Annotated in this window: 26 protein-coding genes; 22 read left to right on the top strand and 4 right to left on the bottom strand. The window is 33.3% G+C overall.

Translation table 11 applies throughout. The annotated features are described in order from the left end of the window. Positions 1 to 311: 311 nt before the first annotated feature. From Q0829_RS11155 to Q0829_RS11060, 21 genes are all read left to right on the top strand, one after another. On the top strand, positions 312 to 2,936 hold the full coding sequence (locus tag Q0829_RS11155; RefSeq protein WP_298542564.1) for a hypothetical protein: 2,625 nt from the start codon (positions 312 to 314) through the stop codon (positions 2,934 to 2,936). Between the two features lie 22 nt (positions 2,937 to 2,958). After that, complete coding sequence (locus Q0829_RS11150; RefSeq protein WP_298542562.1) at positions 2,959 to 3,384, top strand: polymer-forming cytoskeletal protein; 426 nt, start codon at positions 2,959 to 2,961, stop codon at positions 3,382 to 3,384. Further along, positions 3,350 to 3,583 carry an AtpZ/AtpI family protein gene (locus tag Q0829_RS11145; protein ID WP_298542559.1) on the top strand — a complete coding sequence of 78 codons (234 nt, stop codon included), beginning with the start codon at positions 3,350 to 3,352 and terminating at the stop codon, positions 3,581 to 3,583. Before Q0829_RS11150 ends, Q0829_RS11145 begins: the two co-directional genes overlap by 35 nt. A 34-nt stretch (positions 3,584 to 3,617) precedes the next feature. After that, the gene (locus tag Q0829_RS27615) at positions 3,618 to 3,995 is read left to right on the top strand and encodes a DUF6168 family protein (protein WP_366141994.1); all 378 of its coding nucleotides are present in this window, start codon (positions 3,618 to 3,620) and stop codon (positions 3,993 to 3,995) included. 122 nt (positions 3,996 to 4,117) lie between these two features. After that, a complete protein-coding gene (gene atpB / locus Q0829_RS11140) occupies positions 4,118 to 5,194 on the top strand; it encodes a F0F1 ATP synthase subunit A (RefSeq protein WP_298542555.1) in 1,077 nt (358 codons plus the stop codon). A 33-nt stretch (positions 5,195 to 5,227) separates the two neighbouring features. After that, complete coding sequence (gene atpE, locus Q0829_RS11135; RefSeq protein ID WP_027394417.1) at positions 5,228 to 5,419, top strand: ATP synthase F0 subunit C; 192 nt, start codon at positions 5,228 to 5,230, stop codon at positions 5,417 to 5,419. A gap of 86 nt (positions 5,420 to 5,505) precedes the next feature. Then, entirely contained in the window at positions 5,506 to 6,006 is a 501-nt protein-coding gene (locus tag Q0829_RS11130; protein ID WP_298542552.1) for a F0F1 ATP synthase subunit B, read from the top strand. A gap of 7 nt (positions 6,007 to 6,013) precedes the next feature. Further along, the gene (atpH, locus tag Q0829_RS11125; protein WP_298542549.1) at positions 6,014 to 6,541 is read left to right on the top strand and encodes an ATP synthase F1 subunit delta; all 528 of its coding nucleotides are present in this window, start codon (positions 6,014 to 6,016) and stop codon (positions 6,539 to 6,541) included. A gap of 74 nt (positions 6,542 to 6,615) precedes the next feature. Further along, positions 6,616 to 8,193 carry a F0F1 ATP synthase subunit alpha gene (gene atpA, locus Q0829_RS11120; protein ID WP_298542547.1) on the top strand — a complete coding sequence of 526 codons (1,578 nt, stop codon included), beginning with the start codon at positions 6,616 to 6,618 and terminating at the stop codon, positions 8,191 to 8,193. A gap of 23 nt (positions 8,194 to 8,216) precedes the next feature. Continuing rightward, positions 8,217 to 8,558, top strand: a complete 342-nt coding sequence (locus Q0829_RS11115; protein WP_298542544.1) for a four helix bundle protein — start codon at positions 8,217 to 8,219, stop codon at positions 8,556 to 8,558. Between the two features lie 30 nt (positions 8,559 to 8,588). Then, positions 8,589 to 9,449 carry an ATP synthase F1 subunit gamma gene (gene atpG, locus Q0829_RS11110; protein WP_298542541.1) on the top strand — a complete coding sequence of 287 codons (861 nt, stop codon included), beginning with the start codon at positions 8,589 to 8,591 and terminating at the stop codon, positions 9,447 to 9,449. A 137-nt stretch (positions 9,450 to 9,586) separates the two neighbouring features. Further along, positions 9,587 to 11,545, top strand: a complete 1,959-nt coding sequence (locus Q0829_RS11105; protein WP_298542539.1) for an FG-GAP-like repeat-containing protein — start codon at positions 9,587 to 9,589, stop codon at positions 11,543 to 11,545. A 209-nt stretch (positions 11,546 to 11,754) separates the two neighbouring features. Then, on the top strand, positions 11,755 to 12,411 hold the full coding sequence (locus Q0829_RS11100; RefSeq protein WP_298542537.1) for a hypothetical protein: 657 nt from the start codon (positions 11,755 to 11,757) through the stop codon (positions 12,409 to 12,411). Further along, positions 12,393 to 12,908, top strand: a complete 516-nt coding sequence (locus tag Q0829_RS11095; protein ID WP_298542535.1) for a hypothetical protein — start codon at positions 12,393 to 12,395, stop codon at positions 12,906 to 12,908. Before Q0829_RS11100 ends, Q0829_RS11095 begins: the two co-directional genes overlap by 19 nt. A 34-nt stretch (positions 12,909 to 12,942) precedes the next feature. After that, a complete protein-coding gene (locus tag Q0829_RS11090) occupies positions 12,943 to 14,397 on the top strand; it encodes a polysaccharide biosynthesis C-terminal domain-containing protein (RefSeq protein WP_298542533.1) in 1,455 nt (484 codons plus the stop codon). A gap of 49 nt (positions 14,398 to 14,446) precedes the next feature. Continuing rightward, on the top strand, positions 14,447 to 14,881 hold the full coding sequence (dut, locus tag Q0829_RS11085) for a dUTP diphosphatase (protein ID WP_298542530.1): 435 nt from the start codon (positions 14,447 to 14,449) through the stop codon (positions 14,879 to 14,881). Positions 14,882 to 14,909: 28 nt separating this feature from the next. Continuing rightward, positions 14,910 to 15,926 (top strand): sugar phosphate nucleotidyltransferase, encoded by a 1,017-nt coding sequence (locus tag Q0829_RS11080; protein WP_298542527.1) that lies wholly within the window; start codon positions 14,910 to 14,912, stop codon positions 15,924 to 15,926. Between the two features lie 32 nt (positions 15,927 to 15,958). Next, positions 15,959 to 17,335, top strand: coding sequence for a hypothetical protein (locus Q0829_RS11075; RefSeq protein ID WP_298542525.1), 1,377 nt, complete (start codon positions 15,959 to 15,961; stop codon positions 17,333 to 17,335). A gap of 6 nt (positions 17,336 to 17,341) precedes the next feature. Continuing rightward, the gene (locus Q0829_RS11070; protein WP_298542522.1) at positions 17,342 to 18,115 is read left to right on the top strand and encodes a DUF4292 domain-containing protein; all 774 of its coding nucleotides are present in this window, start codon (positions 17,342 to 17,344) and stop codon (positions 18,113 to 18,115) included. Then, positions 18,112 to 19,341 (top strand): peptidoglycan DD-metalloendopeptidase family protein, encoded by a 1,230-nt coding sequence (locus tag Q0829_RS11065; RefSeq protein ID WP_298542519.1) that lies wholly within the window; start codon positions 18,112 to 18,114, stop codon positions 19,339 to 19,341. Before Q0829_RS11070 ends, Q0829_RS11065 begins: the two co-directional genes overlap by 4 nt. 6 nt (positions 19,342 to 19,347) lie before the next feature. Continuing rightward, positions 19,348 to 20,121, top strand: a complete 774-nt coding sequence (locus Q0829_RS11060) for a sulfite exporter TauE/SafE family protein (protein ID WP_298542516.1) — start codon at positions 19,348 to 19,350, stop codon at positions 20,119 to 20,121. 2 nt (positions 20,122 to 20,123) lie between these two features. Here the strand turns inward: Q0829_RS11060 and Q0829_RS11055 are convergent, their stop codons facing one another. Together Q0829_RS11055 and Q0829_RS11050 are read right to left on the bottom strand one after the other, a co-directional pair. After that, positions 20,124 to 20,633: an acyl-CoA thioesterase gene (locus Q0829_RS11055; RefSeq protein WP_298542514.1), complete on the bottom strand. Its 510-nt coding sequence runs from the start codon at positions 20,631 to 20,633 to the stop codon at positions 20,124 to 20,126. A gap of 216 nt (positions 20,634 to 20,849) precedes the next feature. Beyond that, positions 20,850 to 21,884 (bottom strand): SPOR domain-containing protein, encoded by a 1,035-nt coding sequence (locus tag Q0829_RS11050; protein WP_298542512.1) that lies wholly within the window; start codon positions 21,882 to 21,884, stop codon positions 20,850 to 20,852. A 210-nt stretch (positions 21,885 to 22,094) separates the two neighbouring features. Here Q0829_RS11050 and dprA point away from each other — a divergent pair, with 210 nt between their 5' ends. Then, a complete protein-coding gene (dprA, locus tag Q0829_RS11045; RefSeq protein WP_298542510.1) occupies positions 22,095 to 23,198 on the top strand; it encodes a DNA-processing protein DprA in 1,104 nt (367 codons plus the stop codon). Here dprA and Q0829_RS11040 read toward each other — a convergent pair whose 3' ends face one another. Next, positions 23,199 to 23,912: an SGNH/GDSL hydrolase family protein gene (locus Q0829_RS11040; RefSeq protein WP_298542508.1), complete on the bottom strand. Its 714-nt coding sequence runs from the start codon at positions 23,910 to 23,912 to the stop codon at positions 23,199 to 23,201. 27 nt (positions 23,913 to 23,939) lie between these two features. Next, on the bottom strand, positions 23,940 to 25,037 hold the full coding sequence (locus Q0829_RS11035; RefSeq protein ID WP_298542506.1) for a glycoside hydrolase family 3 N-terminal domain-containing protein: 1,098 nt from the start codon (positions 25,035 to 25,037) through the stop codon (positions 23,940 to 23,942). Between the last annotated feature and the right edge of the window lie 27 nt (positions 25,038 to 25,064).

Here is a 25,064-nt window from a genome sequence, read left to right as displayed (position 1 = left end):
AATTTTAGTTTCGTTAGGAATGAATCGCTAAGATCTATAAATCTAAATTGTAGTAATACACTGTATTCGGTGATATTTATGTTTGTTATTTAATAGGATAAACAAATTGAAAAGGGTTTTTCTTTCTGAAAGGCAAATTGTTAACAACTTCGGAAGATATAATAAAATAAAGAACCCCTTGAGAAAAAGTTGTTAATAACCTATTTTTTACAGAAAGAAATGTATTTTTACATCTCACACATTATTTTTGTGCCGTTCTGATGCACTAAAACACAAGTTTTTAAGTTATCAGCGTATAAATTATTGAGATTTTGAGCAGAAAATTATCACAAATCATCGTTGTACTTCTCCTAATTATTGTTGGGTTTAGTTGTTCACGTAAGAAAGACAAATGGACTAATAGGACTTGGCACGACGTAACGACCAAAAATAATACCTTGTATAATGGTAGAGTAGCTTTCGAAAAAGGAAAGCAAGATATTGTACAAACTTATAGAGATAATTTTTGGGAACTACTCCCCGTAGAGAGGTTAATTGTTAGTGAAGATGTTAGATTGCCTAACGAAGTACTAAATCAAAATTTTGATAAAGCCGAGGAGAAAGCTGCAAAAGCAATTCAGAAGCATAGTATGCTTATTGATGATAGAGAGCGAAACCCTAAAATTGATGAATCTTTCTTACTTTTAGGAAAAGCCAGATATAACGAACAGCGTTTTATTCCTGCCTTAGAAGCCTTTAATTATATATTGTATAAATATCCTACCAGTAATAACATTAATCATGCAAAGGTCTGGAGAGCAAAGACCAATCTTCGTTTAGATAATAATGAAAAAGCAGTCGAAGATCTAATGAAGATGGTAGAAGAAGAGTATATGGAAGCTCAGGACTATTCGGATGCTGTAGCTATGATCGCTCAAGCTTATATCAATTTAGAACAAAAAGATTCTGCCGTAACGTATATTAGTAAAGCAGCTATTCATTCTAAGAATAATGAGGAAAAAGGCAGGTATTTATATATAAAAGGTCAGCTACTTAATCAACTAGGTTATAAAGACAGTGCTAATTATGCTTTTGATCAGGTTATTGAGCTTAATAGAAAAACACCTAGACGATATATGCTTAATGCATATATGGCAAAAGCACGAAATTTTAACTATGAAACAGGAAATAAAGTAGAATTTCTGGAACTTCTAACAGATCTAGAAGAAAATAGAGAGAATAGGCCTTTCCTTGATAAAATTTATAATCAAAAAGCAGTATATTTTAATACGTTGGATTCTATTGGCTTGGCGGTGGAGAATTATAACAAATCGTTGAGAACTAACTCTGAAGATAAATATTTGGAATCACTTAATTATAAAGCTTTAGGTGATATTAATTTTGATGACAAAGAATATGCTATTGCTGGTGCTTATTATGATAGTACTTTGGAACGAATGATAGTTGATTCTAAAAAATATCGTGTTCTTAAAAAGAAAAGAGTGAATCTGGATGATGTAATTTTATATGAAGGAATTGCAAAGACTAATGATAGTATTCTATCTGTAGTAGCTATGTCTCCAGACGAAAGAATAGCATACTATTCAGAATATACAGAAAAAATAAAAGCAGAAGCTATTGCTGCCCAGGAGGCTGCAGAAATTGCTAGAATAAAAGGAGAGCTTCCTAATGAACAACGATTTAGTCAACCAAGAACGGGATTAGGAAATAGTGGTGGTCCGAGCCCGGAAGAAGGAGGAACATTTTATTTTTATAATCCGACTACAGTGGCTTATGGAAAAACTGCTTTCAAAAGAACTTTTGGAAATAGAGAGTTACAAGATAATTGGAGAATTTCCAGTATCACAAACCCTAGTGCTGTATCTGATGTTGATCAGACAGAGCAGGAAGAATACTCTATAGATACTGATCCTACTTTCGATCCACAAACATATATTACACAATTGCCAACTGATCAGGTAATTCTAGATAGTTTACAAACCGATAGGAATTTTGCATATTATCAACTGGGTGTTATTTATAAAGAGAAATTTCAGGAGTATGGATTGTCGATAGATAAGTTCGAGAATCTTTTAAAAAGTAATCCCGAAGAACGCTTAATAGTTCCTTCTAAATATAATTTGTATAAGATATATCTTTTGCAAGGAGATATAACAAAATCAAATGAACTTAAGCAGGATATCATTAATACACACGGAGATTCTCGTTACGCAAAAATTCTTCAAAACCCTGATGAAGCATTAAAAGACGATAAGAACAGTCCAGAATCTATGTATAATAGATTATATAAAGATTTTAAAAATCAGAAATACGCTTCAGTGATTAAAGAAAGTGATGAGTTGATTACTAAGTTTGGAGGAGAAGATTTTGTTCCGAAATTTGAGCTATTAAAAGCACAAGCAATTGGTCGCTATAAAGGATTTGAACCCTATAAAGAGGCATTAAACTATGTTTCGTTAAATTATCCTCAAAGTCCAGAAGGCAAAAAAGCACAACTAATATATCAAACCACGATTCCTCAAATTCAAAACAGCGATTTTGAAGAAGGTATAGAAGAAGAAAAAAATCATAAGCTTGTATATACATTTTCTAGATTTGGAGACAATCAGGCACAAGAGTTAAAGGAACGACTAGAGGCGATTATAAAAGACCTGAGGTATGATAAAATGAAAATTTCTTTGGATGTCTATACAAAAGATCAACAATTTGTAGTAATCCATACCAAAAGAGATAAATTAGGAGCAGAGGGTATGGCCGAACTTTTGACCATTGGTAAAATAGAAGATACACGAGGAGTTGATCTTACAAAATGGAATAGAAAAAAGAAATACTATGAAAAGGTGAATAAAGAATTTTTTATTGTTGCATCACCTAATTATAGAATCATCCAGATACATAAGAACCTAGAGAAGTACTTAGAACCTAAATCAGAATAATAATTTTAATCCCCCCAGTAATATGTTTTCAGACAACAAAAAAGGAAAAGATCAAGCATTAACGGATTTTTCCAGAAACCAGAACAAAATTTCAGAAGGAACTAAAATTGTAGGAGATGTTATTTCCGAAGGTGGTTTTCGAGTAGAGGGAACCATAGAAGGAACTTTTAAAACTACAGGAAAAGTAGTGGTTGGAAAATCAGGTTTTATTAAGGGAACCTTAGAATGCTCTGATGCTGATTTCGAAGGGAAATTCTCAGGTAATCTTATAATTTCCGGAACATTATCCCTTAAACCAACTGCACATATCGAAGGAGAAGTTTCTGTTGGTAAACTAGCTGTAGAACCAGGAGCAACCTTTAACGCATCTTGTGTGATGAAAGGTGGTGTTAAATCTCTTGGAGGTAAACAAGATGGACAAAAACAAGGACAAGGGAAATCAGCTTAAAAAGTACTTAGCTTTAACAGGTATCGCTTTCGAAATGGGAGGTATTATTTTTGTCTGTGCATATACGGGCAAAAGACTAGATGCTTATTACCAGTTAGAAAAGAATTGGTTTACAATGGGACTAGTTCTTTTTGGAGTAGTTTCTTCATTATACTTGGTGATAAAGCAACTAGATAGAATTAATAATCCCAAAAAATAGATCTTTTAGCATCTTGTTACGTAGTTAATCGTTTATGATCAAAAATTTACTTCGCTTTTTAGTTCTCTTTCTTATAATATTATCAGGGACGTATTTCATTCACAATTGGGTTATAAATTATTTTTCATTTCATAGTAATTCGACTATTGTTAATCTCTCTTATATTTTTAATGCTCTATATACGGTATTATTAATTATTGTCATTTTAATCCTTAGTAAAAGATTTAAAGACCAGATTGGTTTTATTTTTTTGGCGGGTAGTTTTATAAAACTTGGTGTTTTTGTTGCTATCACTAAGCTAAGCAGCATTGATATAGACAGAAGTGTTTTTCTTGACTTTTTTATGCCTTATGTGATTAGTTTAATCTTAGAGGTGTACTATGTTTCTAAAATTCTCAATTCGCCTAAATAATTGATTTTCAGTATTTTATTTATTTCAAAATAATAATAAACTTATTTGCCTAAAATAGTTTAAGAATCTAACATAATTATGTACATTTGCACCGAAATTTAGGAACCGAAATCTGACCTAGAATGCAAAAAATTAGTGTAGTTAGAATTTTTATGACTTTAGCTTTGATTCTCACTTCTTTGAATCTGGCGGCAAAAGATACTGAAAACAAAGAAAAAGGAGGACAGGTTAATACTCCAGAGGAGATGAAAGCATATAGAGATCATCACCTTTTAGATTCACATGATTTCACACTTTGGTCTGATGGTGAAAAGGGAACTCATGTAGGTTTTCCACTTCCGGTTATTTTATGGGATAATGGTCTCAAGGTTTTTTCTTCTTCTAAATTCCATCACGGAGAAACTGTTGCAGAGGTTGATGGTAATTATTACAAGTTATATCATAGTAAAATATATAAGACGGATGCTGAGGGTACCATCAATTATGATGAAGCTCATCACGCTACGAATGCGAAGCCGTTGGATTTTTCAATAACAAAAAACGTTGTTAGTATGCTTTTTATAGCTATAATAATGTTCTTTATGTTTAGAGGGTTAGCAAAGTCTTATAAAAAAAATAATGGTATCCCAACAGGCTTAGGTCGTTTCTTGGAACCTTTAGTTGTTTTTGTAAGAGATGAGATTGCTATTCCTAATATAGGGAAAAAGCATCATGGAAAATATATGAGTTTCTTATTGACAACATTTTTCTTTATTTGGTTGTTAAATTTATTAGGGATGACTCCATTGGCACCGAATGTTACAGGTAATATTTCTGTTACTTTTGGTTTGGCACTATTGACATTCTTAATTACGAATCTTACTGCAAATAAAAATTATTGGGGACACATTTTTTGGATGCCAGGTGTTCCAACATTTATGAAAATAGTGCTAGCACCAATAGAATTATTAGGTGTTTTTATCAAGCCTTTTTCATTAATGATCCGTTTATATGCGAATATGACTGCAGGTCACGTAGTGATTATGAGTATTATTGGTATGATGTTCTTATTTAAGAACTGGATAGGTAGTCCACTATCATTTGGTTTAGCCTTTGCGTTATCAATATTAGAGTTATTGGTAGCAGCATTACAAGCATATATATTTACGATGTTGTCAGCACTTTATTTTGGTTCAGCCAATGAAGAGGCACATCACTAAACGTTAATTGTTTAATTTTTTTAATTCTTTATTATGGAAGGTTTAAATTATGTAGGAGCTGGTTTGATTGTTATCGGTGCTGGTTTAGGTATTGGTAGAATCGGTGGTCAGGCAATGGAAGCTATTGCTCGTCAACCAGAAGCTTCAGGAAAAATCCAAACAGCTATGCTTATTGCAGCTGCACTTATTGAAGGTATTGGATTTGCTGCATTATTCGCAGCTTAATTTACAATAGTAATAGCTGTAACGGTTGGTTACAGCTATTACTAAGTTTTAAAATTAAACATCAAAAGAAAATAACATAATTAATTATGGATAAGTTAATAAATGATTTTTCATTCGGTCTGTTTTTTTGGCAGATACTTTTGTTTGTAGGATTACTATTGTTATTAAGAAAATTCGCTTGGAAACCTATTCTTGAGGCGGTTAATAATCGTGAAGAAGGGATTAAAAATGCATTAGAATCTGCAGAAGCTGCTAAAAAAGAAATGCAAAACCTTCAGGCTGATAATGAGCGTATCCTTAATGAAGCTCGTGCAGAAAGAGATGGAATGCTTAAAGAAGCAAGACAGCTGAAAGAAAATATGATTGCTGATGCAAAATCTGAAGCACAAACTGAAGCGGATAAGATAGTTGCACAAGCACAAGCTACTATCGAAAGCGAAAAGAAAGCTGCAATTGCTGATCTTAAAAGCCAGGTAGCAGGTCTTTCTGTAGAGATAGCTGAAAAAGTTGTAAGAAAAGAATTAGCTGACAAAGACAAACAACTGGAGTTGGTAGAGTCTATGTTAGGAGATGTTACTTTAAACTAATCATAAGATGAGTAGAGCAGCAATACGTTATGCTAAGGCAGTTTTGAGTTTAGCTCAGGATAAAAATGCTACAGAGGATGTTCAGAAAGATATGCAAAGTATTATCACTACTGTAGATAGTAGCTCTGATCTTAAAATGGTATTAAATAGTCCTTTGATCAAAAGCGAAGTAAAGCTAGCTTCTTTGCGTGAGGTTTTCAAAAACACAGGAGATCTTACTCAAAAACTTTTTGATACATTAATTACCAATAAAAGAGTAGATCTGTTAGATGATGTTGCTAAACAATACATTGTTTTGTTTGATCAATTAAATAATACTCAGGTTGCCAAAGTTACTACAGCAGTTCCTTTAGATAAGACTTTAAGTACTAAGGTGCTAGCTAAGGTAAAGGAGTTAACGGGTAATGAAGCTACTATAGAAAATGTAATTGATGAGAGTATCATCGGTGGTTTTATTCTTAGAGTAGGAGATTTGCAATACAATGCAAGTATAGCTAATAAGCTAACAAGTTTAAAAAGAGAATTGAGTAATTGATAAATTACTTTAACAATAAAAATTTAATAATAAGAGAATGAGCATTTCGGCTCGTTTTTACAAACTATTATAAAATGGCAGAAGTGAATCCTGCTGAAGTATCAGCAATATTAAAACAACAATTATCTGGATTTGAAGCTACGGCTTCACTAGAAGAAGTAGGTACAGTATTACAAGTTGGTGATGGTATCGCCAGAGTATACGGATTGTCTAACGCTCAATATGGAGAATTAGTAGAATTCGAATCTGGACTAGAAGGAATCGTACTGAATCTTGAAGAAGATAATGTTGGGGTAGTACTTTTAGGTTCTTCAACAGAAGTAAAAGAGGGTGTAACGGTTAAACGTACACAAAGAATTGCTTCCATTAATGTTGGAGAAGGAATCGTGGGTCGTGTAGTGGATACCTTGGGTAACCCAATCGATGGTAAAGGTGCGATTGAAGGTGAAACTTTCGAAATGCCATTAGAGCGTAAAGCTCCTGGTGTAGTGTTTCGTCAGCCGGTAACTGAGCCATTACAAACCGGAATCAAATCTATCGATGCGATGGTGCCAGTAGGTAGAGGACAACGTGAGTTGGTAATTGGTGACCGTCAGACAGGTAAAACTACTGTATGTATCGATACGATTCTTAATCAAAAAGAATTTTATGATGCTGGTGAGCCAGTTTACTGTATTTATGTTGCAATCGGACAGAAAGCTTCTACAGTAGCAGGTATCGCAAAAGTATTAGAAGATAAAGGAGCAATGGCTTATACAACGATAGTAGCTGCTAATGCTTCTGATCCTGCTCCAATGCAGGTATATGCTCCATTTGCAGGTGCTGCAATAGGTGAGTATTTCCGTGATACAGGTCGTCCAGCTTTAATTATCTATGATGATTTATCTAAGCAAGCAGTAGCATACCGTGAGGTATCATTATTATTACGTCGTCCACCAGGACGTGAGGCGTATCCTGGAGATGTATTCTATCTTCACTCTAGATTATTAGAGCGTGCAGCAAAAGTAATTGCTGATGATAGTATTGCAAAGGATATGAATGACCTTCCTGATTCTTTAAAAGATAAAGTAAAAGGTGGTGGATCATTAACAGCGTTACCAATTATTGAAACGCAAGCAGGTGATGTATCGGCGTATATCCCAACTAACGTAATTTCGATTACGGATGGTCAGATATTCTTAACTTCAGATTTATTTAACTCTGGTGTTCGTCCAGCAATTAACGTAGGTATCTCTGTATCTCGTGTGGGTGGATCAGCACAGATTAAATCAATGAAGAAAGTAGCAGGTACACTAAAACTTGATCAAGCGCAGTTCCGTGAATTAGAAGCATTTGCTAAGTTTGGTTCTGACCTTGACGCAGCTACCTTAAATGTTATCGAAAAAGGTAAGCGTAACGTAGAGATCTTAAAGCAAGCTCAGAATGATCCATATACGGTAGAAGATCAGATCGCGATCATCTATGCAGGATCGAAGAACTTACTAAGAGATGTTCCTGTAAATAAAATTAAAGAATTCGAAAGTGACTTTATAGAATATCTTAATGCGAAGCATAGAGATACTTTAGACACTTTGAAAGCTGGAAAATTAACAGATGAAGTAACAGACGTATTACTTTCAGCTTGTAAAGAGATTTCAGCAAAATATAAATAATTCAGAATTCGGAATTCAGAATTATGGGTTACAAAAAAAGAAACAATGTAATTGTAGATAAAAGTTTTTATTTCAGTTGTGATATTGTAAATTTTTGTAAGGAATTAAAAAAGAAGCATGAATATGAAATTGCTAGTCAGCTTATAAGGAGTGGCACTAGTATTGGAGCTAATGTAAGAGAATCGCAAAGAGGAGTAAGCACCAAGGATTTCAAAAATAAATTAGGAATAGCTTTAAAAGAAGCGGACGAAACATCTTTTTGGCTTGATGTCATTGAGGAAACCACAATGGAGATTCCGAATGATTTAAACAAAAAATGTGAAGAACTAATAAAGCTTCTGGTAAGTATAATTAAAAATTCATAATTCTGAATTCAGAATTCATAATTATAAGAAATGGCAAATTTAAAAGAATTACGTAGTAGAATCACCTCTGTATCCTCAACGATGCAAATCACAAGTGCCATGAAAATGGTATCGGCTGCAAAGTTGAATAAGGCACAGATGGCGATTACTGCTATGCGTCCTTACGCAGATAAACTTACTGAGTTATTACAAAGCTTAAGTGCCTCTCTGGAAGGAGATAGTGCAAGTTCGTATTCTGAACAACGTGAGGTAAATAAAGTTTTAGTAGTAGCAATTGCTTCTAATCGTGGTTTGGCTGGTGCTTTTAATTCTAATATTATCAAAGGTTCTAGAGAGCTTTACGAAAATGTATATGCAGGTAAGCAAGTAGACTTTGTTACTATAGGTAAGAAAGTGAATGATATTGTTTCTAAAACACATACCGTAATTGCTAATAAAAGTGAAATCTTTGACGATCTTACGTTTGCTAATGTTGCTGATATCGCAGAAGAATTAATGGAGTTATTTACGAATGGTTCTTATGACAAAGTAGTCGTAGTATATAACAAATTTAAAAACGCTGCAACTCAAATAGTAACTACGGAGCAGTTTCTACCAATTAAGCCGGTAGAAGGTGAAAAAAGTGCTAATTTAGATTATATTTTTGAGCCATCTAAAGAAGAGATTGTAGAACAATTAATTCCTAAGTCGCTTAAAACACAATTGTATAAAGCAATTCGTGATTCTTTTGCTTCTGAGCATGGAGCCCGTATGACCGCGATGCACAAGGCAACTGATAATGCTACAGAATTAAGAGACTCTCTTAAGTTACAATATAACAAAGCAAGACAAGCTTCTATTACTAATGAAATCCTGGAGATCGTTGGTGGAGCAGAAGCATTGAATAACTAAGAATATATTCAAAAATTATATATAAACCTCATACACATTGATGTATGAGGTTTTTTTGTTAAAAATATTTCTAAAATTCTATGGTAACATTTTTATTAAAAAAGGCACTAAATAATATAGTATTAAATTAATTTTCTATGAAAAAGGTCTTTAAGCTTACAGTAATTATAGTAATCTTTTGTCAGGTGATTTCCTGCGAAACAAATGGTTATTTAGAGAATGAAAAACTTTTAATTTCTGAAAAAAAGAATAAGAACTGTATTTCTGAATCAGAAAGTACAATAATTATTGAAAACGAAATTGATTTTATTAATCATCTGCAAAATCCGGAACAATTGATTCCTGAGAATTCAATTATACTAATTAAAAACGATATTTCTATAAATTCTGATAATTTACCAATAGAATTACCAAAAGGAGTTATTATTTCTGGAGATTCTTGTATTGAGGAAGATAATATTCCAAAACTTAAATTCTCAAATACTCAAAACCCTGAAGAAATTATAGTTTTTAAAATTATAGATGATAATGTTACAATTCAAAATTTAAAAATTGAAGGACCTTATTCAGATCCTCCAATAAAATGTGCAACAGATGAACCTGTTTTAGATTATTTTAGAGTCGGTATTGAAGTGCTGAATTCTGATAACTTTACGTTAAACAACAGTGAAATAGTTGGGTGGAATAACGCAGGAATAAGACTTAACAAAGCGAAGAACTCTAGAATAACAAATAATTCGATCCATCATAACGAAGCAGAGAATCTGGGTTACGGGGTTGTTTTAACTAATGGTTCATCTACCATTATAGAGGGCAATAAGTTTGATAGGAATCGACACCATATAGCTGGAACAGGAAATAGTGATGGAGAGGGAAACTACGATAGTTACGAGGTTAGAAATAATGAATTTGTTATGGAAAATGCAATTGCTCATGGTATTGATATGCATGCAGGAGGGAATAATGACCCAGAAACTATTGCTGGGGGAGAAATTTATATACATCATAATACTTTTAAGGGAAATGCTAGTGAATCTGGTTGTAGTACCCAACCAGGAATAAGAGTTAGGGGAATTCCGAATGACTTTTGCTTAATTGAGCATAATAATTTTTTGGATTACCCTCTAGAGGAAAAAGCTATTAGGCAAGTACATAATTTCGGAAATTTTTACGCATCTAATAATCATTATGGTTCAGAAAACAAAGGTTTTTATGTTTCTTGGAGAGGTATGGAACCTTGGTATAGAATAGGTACCGATGCTAATTTGGGATTTGACAATATGTTTTTAGGAAAATTTAGCGATAATGGAGAAAGTTCTATACTATATAACGATGATAGTAAATGGAAAATGTATGAATTTCGTAACTCTTCTGGAACATCAAGGAGAAAAAGTAACCCTGAAATTTTAAGTAGCTCGCAAATACCTTTTGAGGATTTATCTATTGGAGATTTTAATGGAGATGGTATGACAGATGTTTTTAGATCAAATGGTATTAATTGGTTTATTGCATATAGCGCGAATGTTTCAAACCCATTTGAATGGAATTCACTAAATGTAAGCTCTGGATATACTAAAAATAATTTAAAGTTTGGAGACTTTGATGGTAATGGAACAACAGATTTGTTAAAAGCTAATGGAACTAATTTTTCTGTAGCATATAGTGGTGATGTTTCAAAACCTTTCCAATGGGAAATAATAGCTAATTCAGGAGCAATGTTAGATGATGTTAAAATCGGGGATTTTAATGGAGATGGAATTTCTGATATATTAAGAACAACTGGAGAGATTATATATATTGCTTTTGGAAATACTTCAGGTGATTTATTGGAGTGGGAATCAATTGTCAATTCTGATATTACAATGGATTCAATCCATGGATTAGGTGATTTCAATGGAGATGGAAAAACAGATCTATTAAGACTTGAAGAAGGGCAATTCTTTATAGCTTACAGCGATAACACTAGCAATCCTTGGGTGTTTGTTCCTAAAATTAAAGCCAACACAAACTCGGTAGTTCAGTTTGGAATAAATGATTTTAATGGAGATAATGTGGATGATATAATGATAATTGGTAAGCAAACAGTTAAAAATTAAATGTAGCAAAAAACTGTTTAATTTACTTACTAGACAAGCTTCTATTACTAATGAAATCCTGGAGATCGTTGGCGGAGCAGAAGCGTTGAATAATTAAGAATATATTCAAAATTATATATAAACCTCATACACATTGATGTATGAGGTTTTTTTGTTTTTTTTATGATAAAGCACATTTTCGTTTTCTATCTTTAAAGGAAAAAAGAAAAATGAAAACAATTAGACTCTTTGCGCTATTTATTATCGCAACTTTCGTATCAAACCTAAATGCCCAAGAATCAGAAACTCTTTATGAAGCGGGTGATATAAAAATGGGGATCGCTGGTGTTCCGCTTATGGATTTTGGTAATGGGTATAGTGGAATCGCAGCCAAACCCAGTTTATCCTATTATGTGTCCGAACGTTTTGCTATCAATACGTCGGCTTTTGTTTTATTTCCTCAAGATATAGAACAAGAAAACGGAAGAGACGTTGAAGTGCAGGCATACGGTTTTATTCCTTCTTTTAGGAAACATGCAATTAATAGTGGTAAATTTAGTTTCTACTTAGAATCCGGAGTCGGAATCGGTGCTATTCGATATGAGGCAAATGATCCTGCCGATATTGCTATTGAAGATAATAGCGGAGGGTTGTTGTTGTTAACAGCTGGAGCAGGAATTAATTATAAATTTGCTAAATGTCTGGAATTAGAATTTGGTCTTCCATATATGTATGGATTAAATATTACCAATGGCGATGACACTAAATTATTTTCCGGAGTAGCATTTAATTTTGGTATGAACTTTGTCTTTAACACTAGGGATATAAAGAAGATGAAAGAAAAATATCGCGAACATTTAAAGAAAAAATGGGAAGAAAAAGAATAAATATTTGGACAGTAGTTACTAAAATTAGTTTGTTAAGTATTTTAGTCACTTTTACACAATGTGCAACCAGTCAAAAGATGGATAAAACAGCTCCTGTACAACTTAATGATCCTTATTTTCAGAATTGGGTTTCTGGGATAGAAGGAGGAGGAGCAGGATTTATGCTTTATATACCGGTTGACCCTACTTCTGATGTTCAGTTAGAGAATGCATATTTCAAAGGGAAAAATGTAAAGCTTAAACGCAAGCCTAATGAAGCAGTTTATGTAGGGCGTTATACAGATCCAAGAACGGTTAGAAAGGATATTGTTATGAGTGATGACCCAAAGGAAGAATATGGCAATAAAGCTTCGGAAATTGAAGAAAAAATACCATTCGAAATAAAAGAAGGAGAATGTGTAATTGTATATTCCAAGAACGGAAAAGAAGGATATTTTAAACTTGATAAATTACCAGAAAAGGAATTGAAAGCATATCCAATGCGTCCAAGGCAATAAAAATTGTATTTTTAAAGCCACAATCAAATAGAAGTTGGGAATTTTTCAAAAACTTTTTAAACAAACATTTATATACGGAATGGCAACAGTGCTACCACGCATGTTGTCATTTCTTTTAGTTATAGTTCACACAAAATACCTAGATGGTCCGATATCATACGGTAGAGTGACAATTTTGTTTTCATGGATTATCGTATTTAATGTGTTGTTGGCATATGGAATGGAGACCGCTTTCTTCAGGTTTTTAAACATTGATAAGTTTAAAAATAAAGTCTCGAGTACATCCGCAATTTCAATTATGTTTTCGACATTGTTATTTCTAATAACAGCATTTCTTTTTCGAGATGTAATAGCTGTTTTTTTAGATATTGAAAAAGAGTTTTTAACGTATGTAATTTCAATTCTTGCATTAGATGCTTTAGTAATTATCCCTTTTGCTAGTTTAAGAGCGCAAGAGAGACCTATTCGTTATTCTGTAGTTAAAATTATCAATGTTGTAATTTATACGTTACTTAATATCTTTTTTTTAATTTTTTTAGAAAAATGGTCAGAAAACATAGAGTGGCTTCAGACAATATATAAAGAAGATTTTCAGGTTCAATATATTTTCATTGCAAACGCTATAGCTAGTGGAGTTACATTGTTTTTGATGTTACCCTTTTATTTTAGAATAAAGTATCAATTTGATAAAGAACTTTGGGGTAAAATGATTTTTTATGGAACTCCTATTTTAATTTCAGGCCTTGCATTTGCTATCAATGAACATTTTGATAAAATTCTTTTAGAATGGATGCTAGGAGAAGAGAAAGGGTTGTTTGATTCTGGAGCATATTCAGCATGTTATAAATTGGCTTTATTTATGACCTTATTTGCTACTGCATTTCGAATGGGGATTGAGCCTTTCTTTTTTAGCCATGCCAAAGATAAAAATGCCCCAAAAACGTACGCAATTATTACTAAATATTTTGTTGTTTTGGGCTCTTTTATTCTGGTGGGAGTCATTACCTTTTCGGATTTATTAAAGGAATTCATGATTAAGAAACCAGAATATTGGGAAGCAATGATTGTGGTGCCTATTATTTTATTGGCGAACTTCTGTTTAGGGATTTATCATAATCTATCAGTATGGTATAAGGTTACGGATAGAACAAAGTTTGGAGCATATATTTCGTTAATAGGAGGAATAATAACACTACTTTTTAACTTTCTACTCATTCCAGAATATACCTATGTAGGTTCTGCTATAGCTACTTTGGCAGCATATGGTTCTATGATGATACTATCGTGGTATTTAGGAAGGAAATATTATCCAATTCCATACGATCTGAAAAAAATAGGAATGTATTTAGCATTATCGATTGGTTTTTCAATCATTTCGTTTTACATATTTGATAGTAATTATATGATTTCTATCCCCTTATTACTAGTGTTTTTAGTAATTTTGTATGCTTCAGAAAAAAAGGAATTAAAACAACTATTAAAAAGATAATTTTCTGTCTTCTCAAGTCGAGAGATGATAGTGATTTATATAAAAAAATATGCAGATAAATATCATTAACAAGTCGTCGCACGAATTACCACATTATGAAACGATCGCTTCTGCCGGAATGGATTTAAGAGCAAATATAAGCGAATCGATAACACTAAAACCTTTAGAGAGAACAATCGTTAAAACTGGGCTGTTTATTGAGTTACCAGTCGGGTATGAAGCACAAGTGCGCCCACGAAGCGGATTAGCTGCTAAGAAGGGAATTACAGTATTGAATGCTCCAGGAACTATAGATGCAGATTATAGAGGAGAAATTGGAGTTATTTTAGTGAATCTTTCTAATGATGATTTTGTAATAGAAAATGGAGAAAGAGTCGCGCAGTTAGTAATTGCTAAACATGAAAGAGCCGAATGGAAAGAGGTAGCGGAACTTTCTGAAACCTTAAGAGGAGCAGGCGGCTTCGGAAGTACAGGAGTTAAATAATCAACCAATCAAAAAAATAATATAAAGAATGAAAATCATCGTACCAATGGCAGGAAGAGGTTCTCGATTAAGGCCTCATACACTTACGGTTCCTAAACCTTTAATTCCTGTAGCAGGAAAACCAATTGTTCATCGTTTAGTTTCTGATATAGCAAAAGTTTTAGGAGAACCAATAGATGAAATTGCTTTTATATTAGGAGATCCTGCATTTTTTGGGGATGATGTTGTAGAAAGTTTAACAGCACTTGCAGAAGAGCTTGGTGCTAAAGCTTCCATTTATAGACAAGATCAACCATTAGGAACAGGTCACGCGATTATGTGTGCTAAAGACTCATTATCAGGACCAGCTGTTGTAGCCTATGCAGATACGTTGATTAGAGCTGATTTTAATTTAGATAAAGATGCAGATTCTGTTATTTGGGTAAAACAAGTTGACCAACCAGAAGCTTATGGAGTAGTAAAGCTTAATGATGAAAAGGAAATTGTAGAATTAGTTGAAAAACCAAAAGAGTTTGTTTCTGATCTAGCAGTGATAGGAATCTATTATTTTAAGGACATTGCAGTGTTAAAAAATGAATTGCAACATGTTTTAGATAATAATATTATTAATGGAGGAGAATACCAAATTAATGATGGTATCAAAAGAATGATGGCAGATGGTAAAACATTTGTTACTGGTCAGGTAGAAGAGTGGATGGACTGTGGAAACAAAAATGTAACCGTAGAGACCAATACTAGAATGCTAGGTTTTTTAGAAAAAGATGGAGAAAAATTGATCAGTGATGATGTTGTATTAGAAAGTGCAACCATTATCCCTCCTTGTAGAATAGGAAAAGGAGTGACTATTAAGAATGGATCAGTTGGACCTAACGTGTCAATTGGAGATGATTGTAATATAGAGGATAGTGATATTAAAAATAGTTTAATACAGAACCAAACTGTCATAAAAAATGCTAACTTAGACAATGCTATGATCGGCAATCATGTGTATTACGATGGAAAGTACACGACGATTAGTATTGGTGACTATTCTACGTTGGAATAATTTGTGATTTATATTGCTTTTGAAAAAATTGTATGACTAAATATTGGCGACATATTATAATTTTTATGGTCTTTATGGGAGGAGCTGTAAACATGGTCTTTTCTCAGGAACCAGAATCTCTTAAAAAAATAGAGATCTTGGATGACCTTGGTGATGTGTCTGATGAATTTCGAGAAAGTTTCTTTGAGGCATTAAAACAACGGGCCATTACTAACTATGATAAGGCAATCGATGCGCTGGAAAAGTGTATTTCTGTAAACCCAAAACCTATTGCATTATATTATGAGCTGGGGAAGAATTATTTGGATCTAAAAAAATATGATCAGGCTACGATCAATTTTAAAAAAGTTTTAGAAGAAAAACCAAATAATAGATATGTTCTAGAACTATTATTCGAAGTATATTTTAAGGAAAGAAAGTATACGGAGTCTGTAGCAGTGGTGGAAAAGCTTGTAGCATTTGATAGTAGGTATAAAGAACAATTAGCTAATCTCTATTTTCTGGAAGAAAGATATGATGATGCACTTAAGATTGTAGATGAACTAATAGAAGAGCTGGGTATAGATTCGTACAGGGATAAATTAAGAAAAAAAATTGCCCTAAAAATTAGTAACCCTAATTCTCAGATCACCAAGTTACAAGAAAAAATAGCAGAAAACCCGAAGGAAGAACAAAACTATCTAAATCTGATTTATTTGTATAGTCAAGATAATCAAGTTGAAAAAGCTTTTGGAACAGCTCAAGTTCTTCTTGAACAAAGACCAAAATCAAAATTAGCCCATTTAGCGTTGTATAAATTCTACTTGGATGATAATATGCCAAAAGAAGCTATTAAGTCGATGAAGATAGTGTTATCAAGTGATGAGATTGATGAGGAATCTAAATATAAAATCATTAACGACTTCTTGACATTTGTAAGTGAAAATCCAACTTACGAACCCCAACTTATCGAAGTAACAAAAGTATTTTCTGAAGACTCAGGTGGCAGTAAAGTGTTTACAGAAATAGGTAATTATTTCTATGGAAAAGATAAAAAAGAGCTGGCACTTAATTATTATGAAAGAGGAATTAAGGATAATGCCAATAATTTTGGAATTCTAAGAAAGATGTTGTTGCTACAGCTCGATTTGAAGAGGTACGAAAAAGCAAAAGTAGGAAGCGAACTAGCTATAGAAATGTATCCTTCTCAGCCAATTTTGTATTTGGTTAGTGGAGTTTCTTTAATTAACCTAAATAATTATGAAGAAGCTATAGATATCTTAAGTATTGGTATGGATTATATCATTGATGATCTTAAGATGGAATCAGATTTCTATGATCAAATTGGTCAAGCATATCTAAAAATGGGAAATGAAGTAAAGGCTTCTGAATATAAAGAAAGATCCTTTCAACTTAAAAAAAAATCATAAAAGGTAATGAGTAGAATATTTTATCTATTATGTTTTTTGCTAGTTATACTACAATCTTGTAAAAGTACTAAGGCAATTTCTGGAGTTACAATTAAAAAACTAAGGACAGAAAAAATTGTAGCAAATCACTATAATAAGACTTTTAACTTTACCACGATCAATGCTAAAGTAAAAGTACGATATGATGATGGTAAACAATCATTTAGCCCAAATGTAACGTTACGCTTAGAAAAAGATAAGAAAATATGGGTAAGCGCCAAATTACTAGGAATTACCTTAGCAAAAGCACTAATTACACCAGAAAAAGTAAGCTATTACGAAAAGATTAATAATACTTATTTCGAAGGGGATTTTAAGTTACTTAGTGAATGGCTCGGAACTGACTTGGATTTTGAAAAAGTACAACAGTTATTGCTAGGCCAGTCATTATTCAACCTTAAAGATGAAAAATATGTATCATCTATAGAAAACCAAAAATACAGACTTAGTCCTAAAAAAGAACTCGAACTATTCGAACGATTATTTGTGTTGAACCCTGATAGTTTTAAAATATTTTCCCAGCAGCTAAAACAACCTATAGAAAATAGAAATCTACTCATTAATTATAATGGTTATCAGAAAGTTGGAAATCAAGATTTTCCAAAAGAAATAAGTATTATAGCTTCAGAAGGAATAGCCAAAACTACCATAATGATAGATTATCGTAGTGTAGATTACAATGCCAGGGTAAGTTTTCCGTTTAAAATACCACCAGGATACGTGCAAGTGACTATAGAATGAAGCTGAAAAAAATTATATACATATTCGGAATGCTATTAATTGGTATTCCATCATTTTCTCAGAGCGCAAAACAACAGCAGTTGGAGGAGCAACGTCGTCGCCTTAAAGAACAGATTGAGCAAATGAGATCATTACTCGCGGATACCAAACTTAAACAACGTTCTGTACTCGATGAAGTAGAAACGCTAAATTCTCAAATAAGTACCAGACAAAATCTTATAAAGATTACGAATCAGCAAGCAAATTTGTTGACAAGAGAGATTAATACTAACCTTAAAAAGATGGGTTCGTATCGTGAAGAGTTAAAAGTCTTAAAAGAGGATTATGCCAGAATGATTGTTAAATCTTATAAAAGCAAATCACAACAAAGCAAGATTATGTTCTTGTTATCTTCTACGGATTTTACTCAAGCTTATAAACGACTTCAATATATGAAGCAGTACAACGAGCATCGAAAAGAACAAGCGGATCAAATACAAACACGTGCAGAAGAGCTTCAGAAGCTAAATAAAGGTTTACTAGAGAGGAAAAAAAACAAGCAATTGCTTGTAGAAGAGAATCGAGAAGCTCAGGAGCAATTAAAAGAAGAGAAAAAGCAGCAGCAAGCCTTAATGGCATCTATTCGTAAAAAAGAAGGCACCTATAAAAAGGAAATCAAGAAAAAACAGGAACAAGCCAGTGCGCTCGATAAAGCTATAGATAAGTTAATTCGTGAAGCTATTGCAAAAGCGAATAAAAAGGCAGGAAAGAAAGCATCTAAAAAAGGTTCTGCTACAACTTTTGCATTAACTCCTGAGGATAAAAAACTCGCAGATAATTTTACATCTAATAAAGGAAAGTTTCCTTGGCCAGTCGGAACAGGTAAGTTAACAAGAAAATATGGGCGTCAGCCGCATCCTACATTACCGAATATACAGATTAATAGTAGTGGAGTGGAGTTAGAAACAAGGCCAGGAGAGAAAGCGAGAGCCATTTTTGAAGGAGAAGTAATGGCTATTCAGAAATTGAAAGGAGCGGGAAGACTTGTTCACGTAAGACATGGTAATTATATTACAGTATATTACAATCTGGAAAATATTTCAGTAAAAGAGGGTCAAAAAGTTTCTACGAAACAAAGTATCGGAGAAGTGCGAATAAATCCTGCTACGGGTCGTGCTATTATGAAATTTTTAATCTTTAAAGACACTAAGAAATTAAACCCACAATCTTGGATTTATAAAATGTAATAGATCATGGAAATAGTGATTATTTCGGCGGTAGCGTTTTTAGTTTCCATACTCACTTTTTTTTCTGGATTTGGCTTAGGAACTATCCTAACGCCTGTATTGATGATTTTCTTTCCTGTTGAAATTGCTATTGCATTAACAGGTGTAGTGCACTTTTTTAATAATGTTTTCAAACTACTTTTAGTAGGAAAAAATGCAGATAAGAGCGTTCTATTGCGGTTTGGAATCCCTGCTGTAATAGCTGCTTTTGCAGGAGCGTGGGTGTTAGTAAATATTCCTGACATCAAACCACTTTTTACATATAGTTTATTTTCTAAAACCTTTGAAGTGTTCCCAGTAAAATTTATTATTTCGATTTTACTAATAATTTTTGCCTCTATGGATTTGATTCCATATTTAACAAAATTAAAATTTGGTAAAGAGAAACTCCCACTTGGAGGTGCTTTAAGTGGTTTTTTTGGAGGGCTCTCTGGAAATCAGGGAGCTTTGCGAACGGCTTTTTTGATCAAAGCAGGACTTTCTAAAGAAGCTTTTATCGGAACAGCAGTGGTGGTGTCTACTTTTGTAGATTTCACTCGTCTTAGCGTGTATGCGACCAATGTCTCCGAATCTGGAATTACGGATAATCTTCCACTGGTAATATGTGCCACACTATCTGCAATAGCAGGAGCATTTATAGGTAATAAATTATTAAAAAAAGTTACCTTAAAGTTTCTACAAGTGGTAGTTGCTATTATGTTGATTTTAATTTCTGTTGCTTTAGGAGCAGGATTTTTGTAAAATTAAGTAAATAACGCTTTTAGCTCAGTAGCATCATCCGGTTTCATTTTACCTGCAAGAACCAGGCTCAATTGTTTACGACGTAAGGCAGCGTCATAACGTTGTTGTTCTAATTCAGTTTCCGGTTTAATCTGCGGGATAGATACTGGCGCACCACTCTCATTTACCGCCACAAAGGTATATATGGCTTCGTTTGCTTTAGTTTTATCACCACTTTGTCTATCTTCTATCCAAACATCAATTACTACCTCCATAGAGGATGTAAAGGCGCGAGAGACTTTAGCTTCGACAGTGACAACACTACCCAAAGGGATTGCTTTGCTAAATGCTACATGATTTACGGAAGCAGTTACCACAATTCTTCTGGAATGTCTCCCTGCCGCAATACCAGCCGCGCGGTCCATACGTGCTAATAGTTCGCCTCCAAAAAGATTATTAAGCGGATTCGTTTCTCCCGGTAAAACAAGATCGGTTAATATAGTTCTGGATTCTGAAGGATATCTGGCTTCCATAGATTTTGGTAATTTTTGGCAAAGATAATCAGGTATAATAAACTAATGACTATGCAAAGACAGAAAACTGATATCCAGTCGTTTTTGATGAATTAATGTATTTTCAATGTTTTTGTAAAAAATAAAAAGGAATCTATTCCAATACTAAGAATTAGTATTAAAACATAATATTTATGAAGGATTAAATAAGGAAAATATTTTTTTAAGAAATAAGAATTATTGTTCTTGAACTAGTAACCAAGCACGACGATCTTGTTGTTTTTTGATGTTTTGTAAAGCTTTTAAAGCCTCTAATCTATTTTCATAACTATTATAAACTACTTGGTGTAAACCGTATTTGTTTACACCAATAAGACGTGCATCAAATCCTTTATCTTTTAGTTTAACTACTTTTTTGTTAGCATTCGCTTTAATTCTATAAGCCCCTGCAACCACATGATATTTTCCAGCTGTATTTACAGTTATAGCATTGGAGTTTTCGGTAGTAGTTTCTTCTTTAGCTTTTATAATAGTAAGATTGATTGCAGGCAATGGACTTGTGATATCAAAAGTAGCCTCCTGAATTCTATTTTCAATTTCCTTTTCTGCATTTACAGAGATACGATCGTTTTCTAAATCTACTTGCTTGTTAAATTGATCTAATCCAATAGATCCAACAACTGCAACTAGAATAGCTGCAGCTGCAGCATATTTAAGATACGGGCGACCACGTCTTCTTTCTGGTGTAAAAGCAATAGGTGTAGTTTCTTCAATAGCCTGTACTTCTTCTTTGTAAGTTTCACGAGTTACTTGAGGCATATCTACTTTTGGAGTAGTTTTTTCTTCTTCTCTAACAATAGATGGAGATATAAAAGAATTTAGACCAAAAGCCTCAGTAAGGTAATTTGTATCCTGAGAAGGTTCAAACTGTAATGTATCTTCAACAGATGTGAAAAAAGAACCAATACTATCTAATTCCACTCGTTGACCAATAGCCATTTTATTATTCAGAGACAATACATAACGCTGAATTTTAGCAACCGCATCCGTGTAAGATATGTTTTCGGCAGTAGCCATATAATTTGCTAATAATCCGTCATTATTTTGTAGTTGGCTATTAAAAGAAATTAATTTCTGAGGAGGAAAAAAAGCATGTGTTGATTCTTGAATCATTGCAGGTTGACGCTTTGTTAGAAAAGCACCAAAGCCCGGTAAGATTACACACTCATATCTATATAATAATTCACTAATGTATTTTGCCGTATTATTCATCGTCCCCTTTCTTAAAAATGCTATCTAATATTTTCAGTTTTAACTAACCTAGGAGATCTTGTAAGCCCTGTTAGTTTTAATCTGAAGAATTAGGTTGGTTAATTGGTTATTCAAAGGTAAAAAAAATTGGTTCTTATAATAACTATACCCCTTGATTTTATTAACAGTTTTGATTTTTTTCGTTTCTTGTGCTGACTTATAATAGATTACATGACTATAGAAAAATTAATTGCACTACTTACCTTAAAAAAAGCGCCGAATCTAGGCGATAGTTCTATCAAAAAACTAATAAGAGAAGTAGGTTCTGCTGAAGCAGTTCTAAAAGAAAAACCAGCTAATCTATTAAAGATTGATGGTATTGGAACTGTAAAGATTAAAGAAATTCAGAATAAAGAGCATCAGAATGCGGCAGAAAATGAGTTACAGTTTGTGTTGGATAACAATATCAATTATATGGCTTATGACGAGTCGGAGTATCCAGAAAAACTGAAGTATTGTATAGATAGTCCTGTAGTGTTGTTTAGTAGAGGAAACATCGATCTGAAAAAGAAAAAGATGTTAAGTATCGTAGGTACTAGAAAAGTAACAAGTTATGGAGTAAGATTCTGCGAAGAACTCATTGAAACGCTCGTTCCTTTAAATCCGGTTATTGTATCTGGTTTTGCTTATGGTATTGATATCACAGCTCAAAGAGCAGCGGTAAAGAATAACCTACAAACAGTAGGTTGCCTCGCTCATGGGTTAAATCAAATATACCCTAAGACACACAAAAGGTATATGCCACAGATCGAAGAAAATGGAGGGTTTTTTACTGACTTCTGGAGTACAGATACTTTTGATAGAAATAATTTTTTGGGTCGTAATCGCATCATAGCAGGATTAAGCGAAGCCACCATTGTTATCGAGAGTGCAGATAAAGGAGGTTCTCTAGTCACTGCAGAAATAGCAAATTCTTATAATCGAGAAGTTTTTGCTGTACCAGGAAGAGTAGGTGACGCTCTTAGTTCAGGTTGTAATACACTAATTAAAACCCAAAGAGCACATATGCTAACCAGTGCAGCGGATCTTATCTATATGCTCAATTGGGAGTTAGAAGAAAAAGAACAACCCATTGTTCAAAAACAGCTTTTTGTCGAATTAGAAAGTGACGAGAAGAAAATTTATAGCTTCCTCAATAAAAACGGGAAGGAATTATTGGATGTTATTGCATTACAATGCGAAATCCCTACATTTAAAGTAGCGTCAATGTTGTTAAACATGGAATTAAAAGGAGTGATCAGACCGTTACCGGGAAAATTGTTCGAGACGATTTAATCACTTCAAAATTTCTTTCACTATAGCTAAGATCTTTTCCACCCATAAACTGTATTGATATCCGCTAGGATGCAGATTATCCGTAGCCAAAGACCCTTCAGAATCACCAAGATCTCTAGAGATGGTAGTGACGTCGATAAATACTATTTCTGCCTCGATACATTTCTGCTCTATGTAAGCATTATATGCATCAATTTCTGATGCAATCGTTTCGCTATTACTAGCTCCAAAAGGAGTGACACCATAATCCGGTATAGAAACAACAATTACATTGTCTTTTTTGTTATTTGCTAGCGAAATTGCTTTTTCTAGAAGAATGTTAAACTCTGATTGGAACGTCATAAAATCTCCTCGTTGGAATTGATTATTAACGCCTATAAGCAGAGAAACCAAATCGTGATTTTGCGGACTGTTTTCTTCTATTGCAGTAATCAGGTTTCTTGTGGTCCATCCTGTTTTTGCAATTACCGTGAGTTTTTCGATTTTTTTGGTGGGAGTGGCAAATGCACTTTTTAATTGAAAAGGCCAGCTTTCATCTTCAGGTACTCCTTGACCAATGGTATATGAATCACCTAATGCTAAAAACGAAAAGATTTTGGTTTCCTCAGTTTGTTCTTCCTCTTCTTGGGTTTCTAAAGGGAGGTTATCATCAGAAGCACATCCGAAAATGAGAATGAAGAGTATACATAAAATTGCATTTATTTTCTTAATCATTTTATAATATAATCTTTTTGATAAAGTTTAAATAACCCCTCCGCAAACCTTTAATCGCAAAACCTTCTTAACAGATTGTTTTACTTGCTTTTTATATTGGGGATTCGTTTTCATTTCAGCAAGAATAGCATTGATAGTCGCTTGTTCATTCTGAGGCATTAAAATTAGATCACAACCAGCTTTAGACGCTAATAAAGGAGCATTATCCAGAATGGTAACTGCTTTCATGATATTCAAGGCATCAGAAATGATAATTCCTTTAAAGCCCATTTCTTCCTTAAGCAAACCGGTGATAATTTTTCTGGAACAACTAGATGGTAAACCATCTGTTCCATATTTTTCATTGTTTTGTATCGTAATATGGGCAATCATAATAGATAATACACCATCTTCGATAATTTGTTTATAATTAGCCACTTCTTGTAATGGACCATCTATATAAACACTTTGTTTGTGGGTGTCACCTTTTACCAAACCATGGCCAGGAAAATGTTTTGCAGTTGCTATAATTCCGCCTTCTTGAGTGCATTTTATAAACTGATTAGCAAGATTAATTACAGCGTCTTTATCACTACCATAACTTCTGGATTTGATCGCTTCATTACTAGCACTGATATCTAAAACTGGAGCATAATTATGATGAACTCCAATTTCTCTTAGTTCAGTATTGATAGTGTTGACAACTGCATCCGATTGAGCTTCGGTCTTAATATCTATTGTTTTACCGACGTCTTTTGCTCCTTTGATACGACTAGCAAATAGACTAGGTTCTGCGTCCATACTAAAAAGTAATGGAAGTGTCTTATTTTTAGCAGAAATCTCGTTTAAAATATTAATACTTTCTGTATGCGTTTTTTTGCTTCCTTTAAGGAAAACAACCCCGCCGATAGCATCATTTTCTACTAGTTTTTTTACAGTTGCCATTGGTTTTCCTAATTCTCCGGCGGATGATATGATCATCTGGGCTACTTGTTGTCTTTCTGAAAGCGTATGATAGATAGAATCTACGGTAAATTCTAATTCAGAATTATACCTGTAAAAATCTTGTAAGCCAAAATTCTGAGACTGCGCGTTGGTTGGAAGACTACATAAGATAGAAATGACTAATAAAAGAAAATATCGCATAAATAAGAGTTAGGGTTGGTTTCTATT

It is taken from the genome of uncultured Aquimarina sp. (assembly GCF_947492405.1).
Taxonomy (GTDB): domain Bacteria; phylum Bacteroidota; class Bacteroidia; order Flavobacteriales; family Flavobacteriaceae; genus Aquimarina.
Note: the sequence above shows the minus strand (reverse complement) of the source record. Positions and strands in the feature narration are given on the sequence as shown.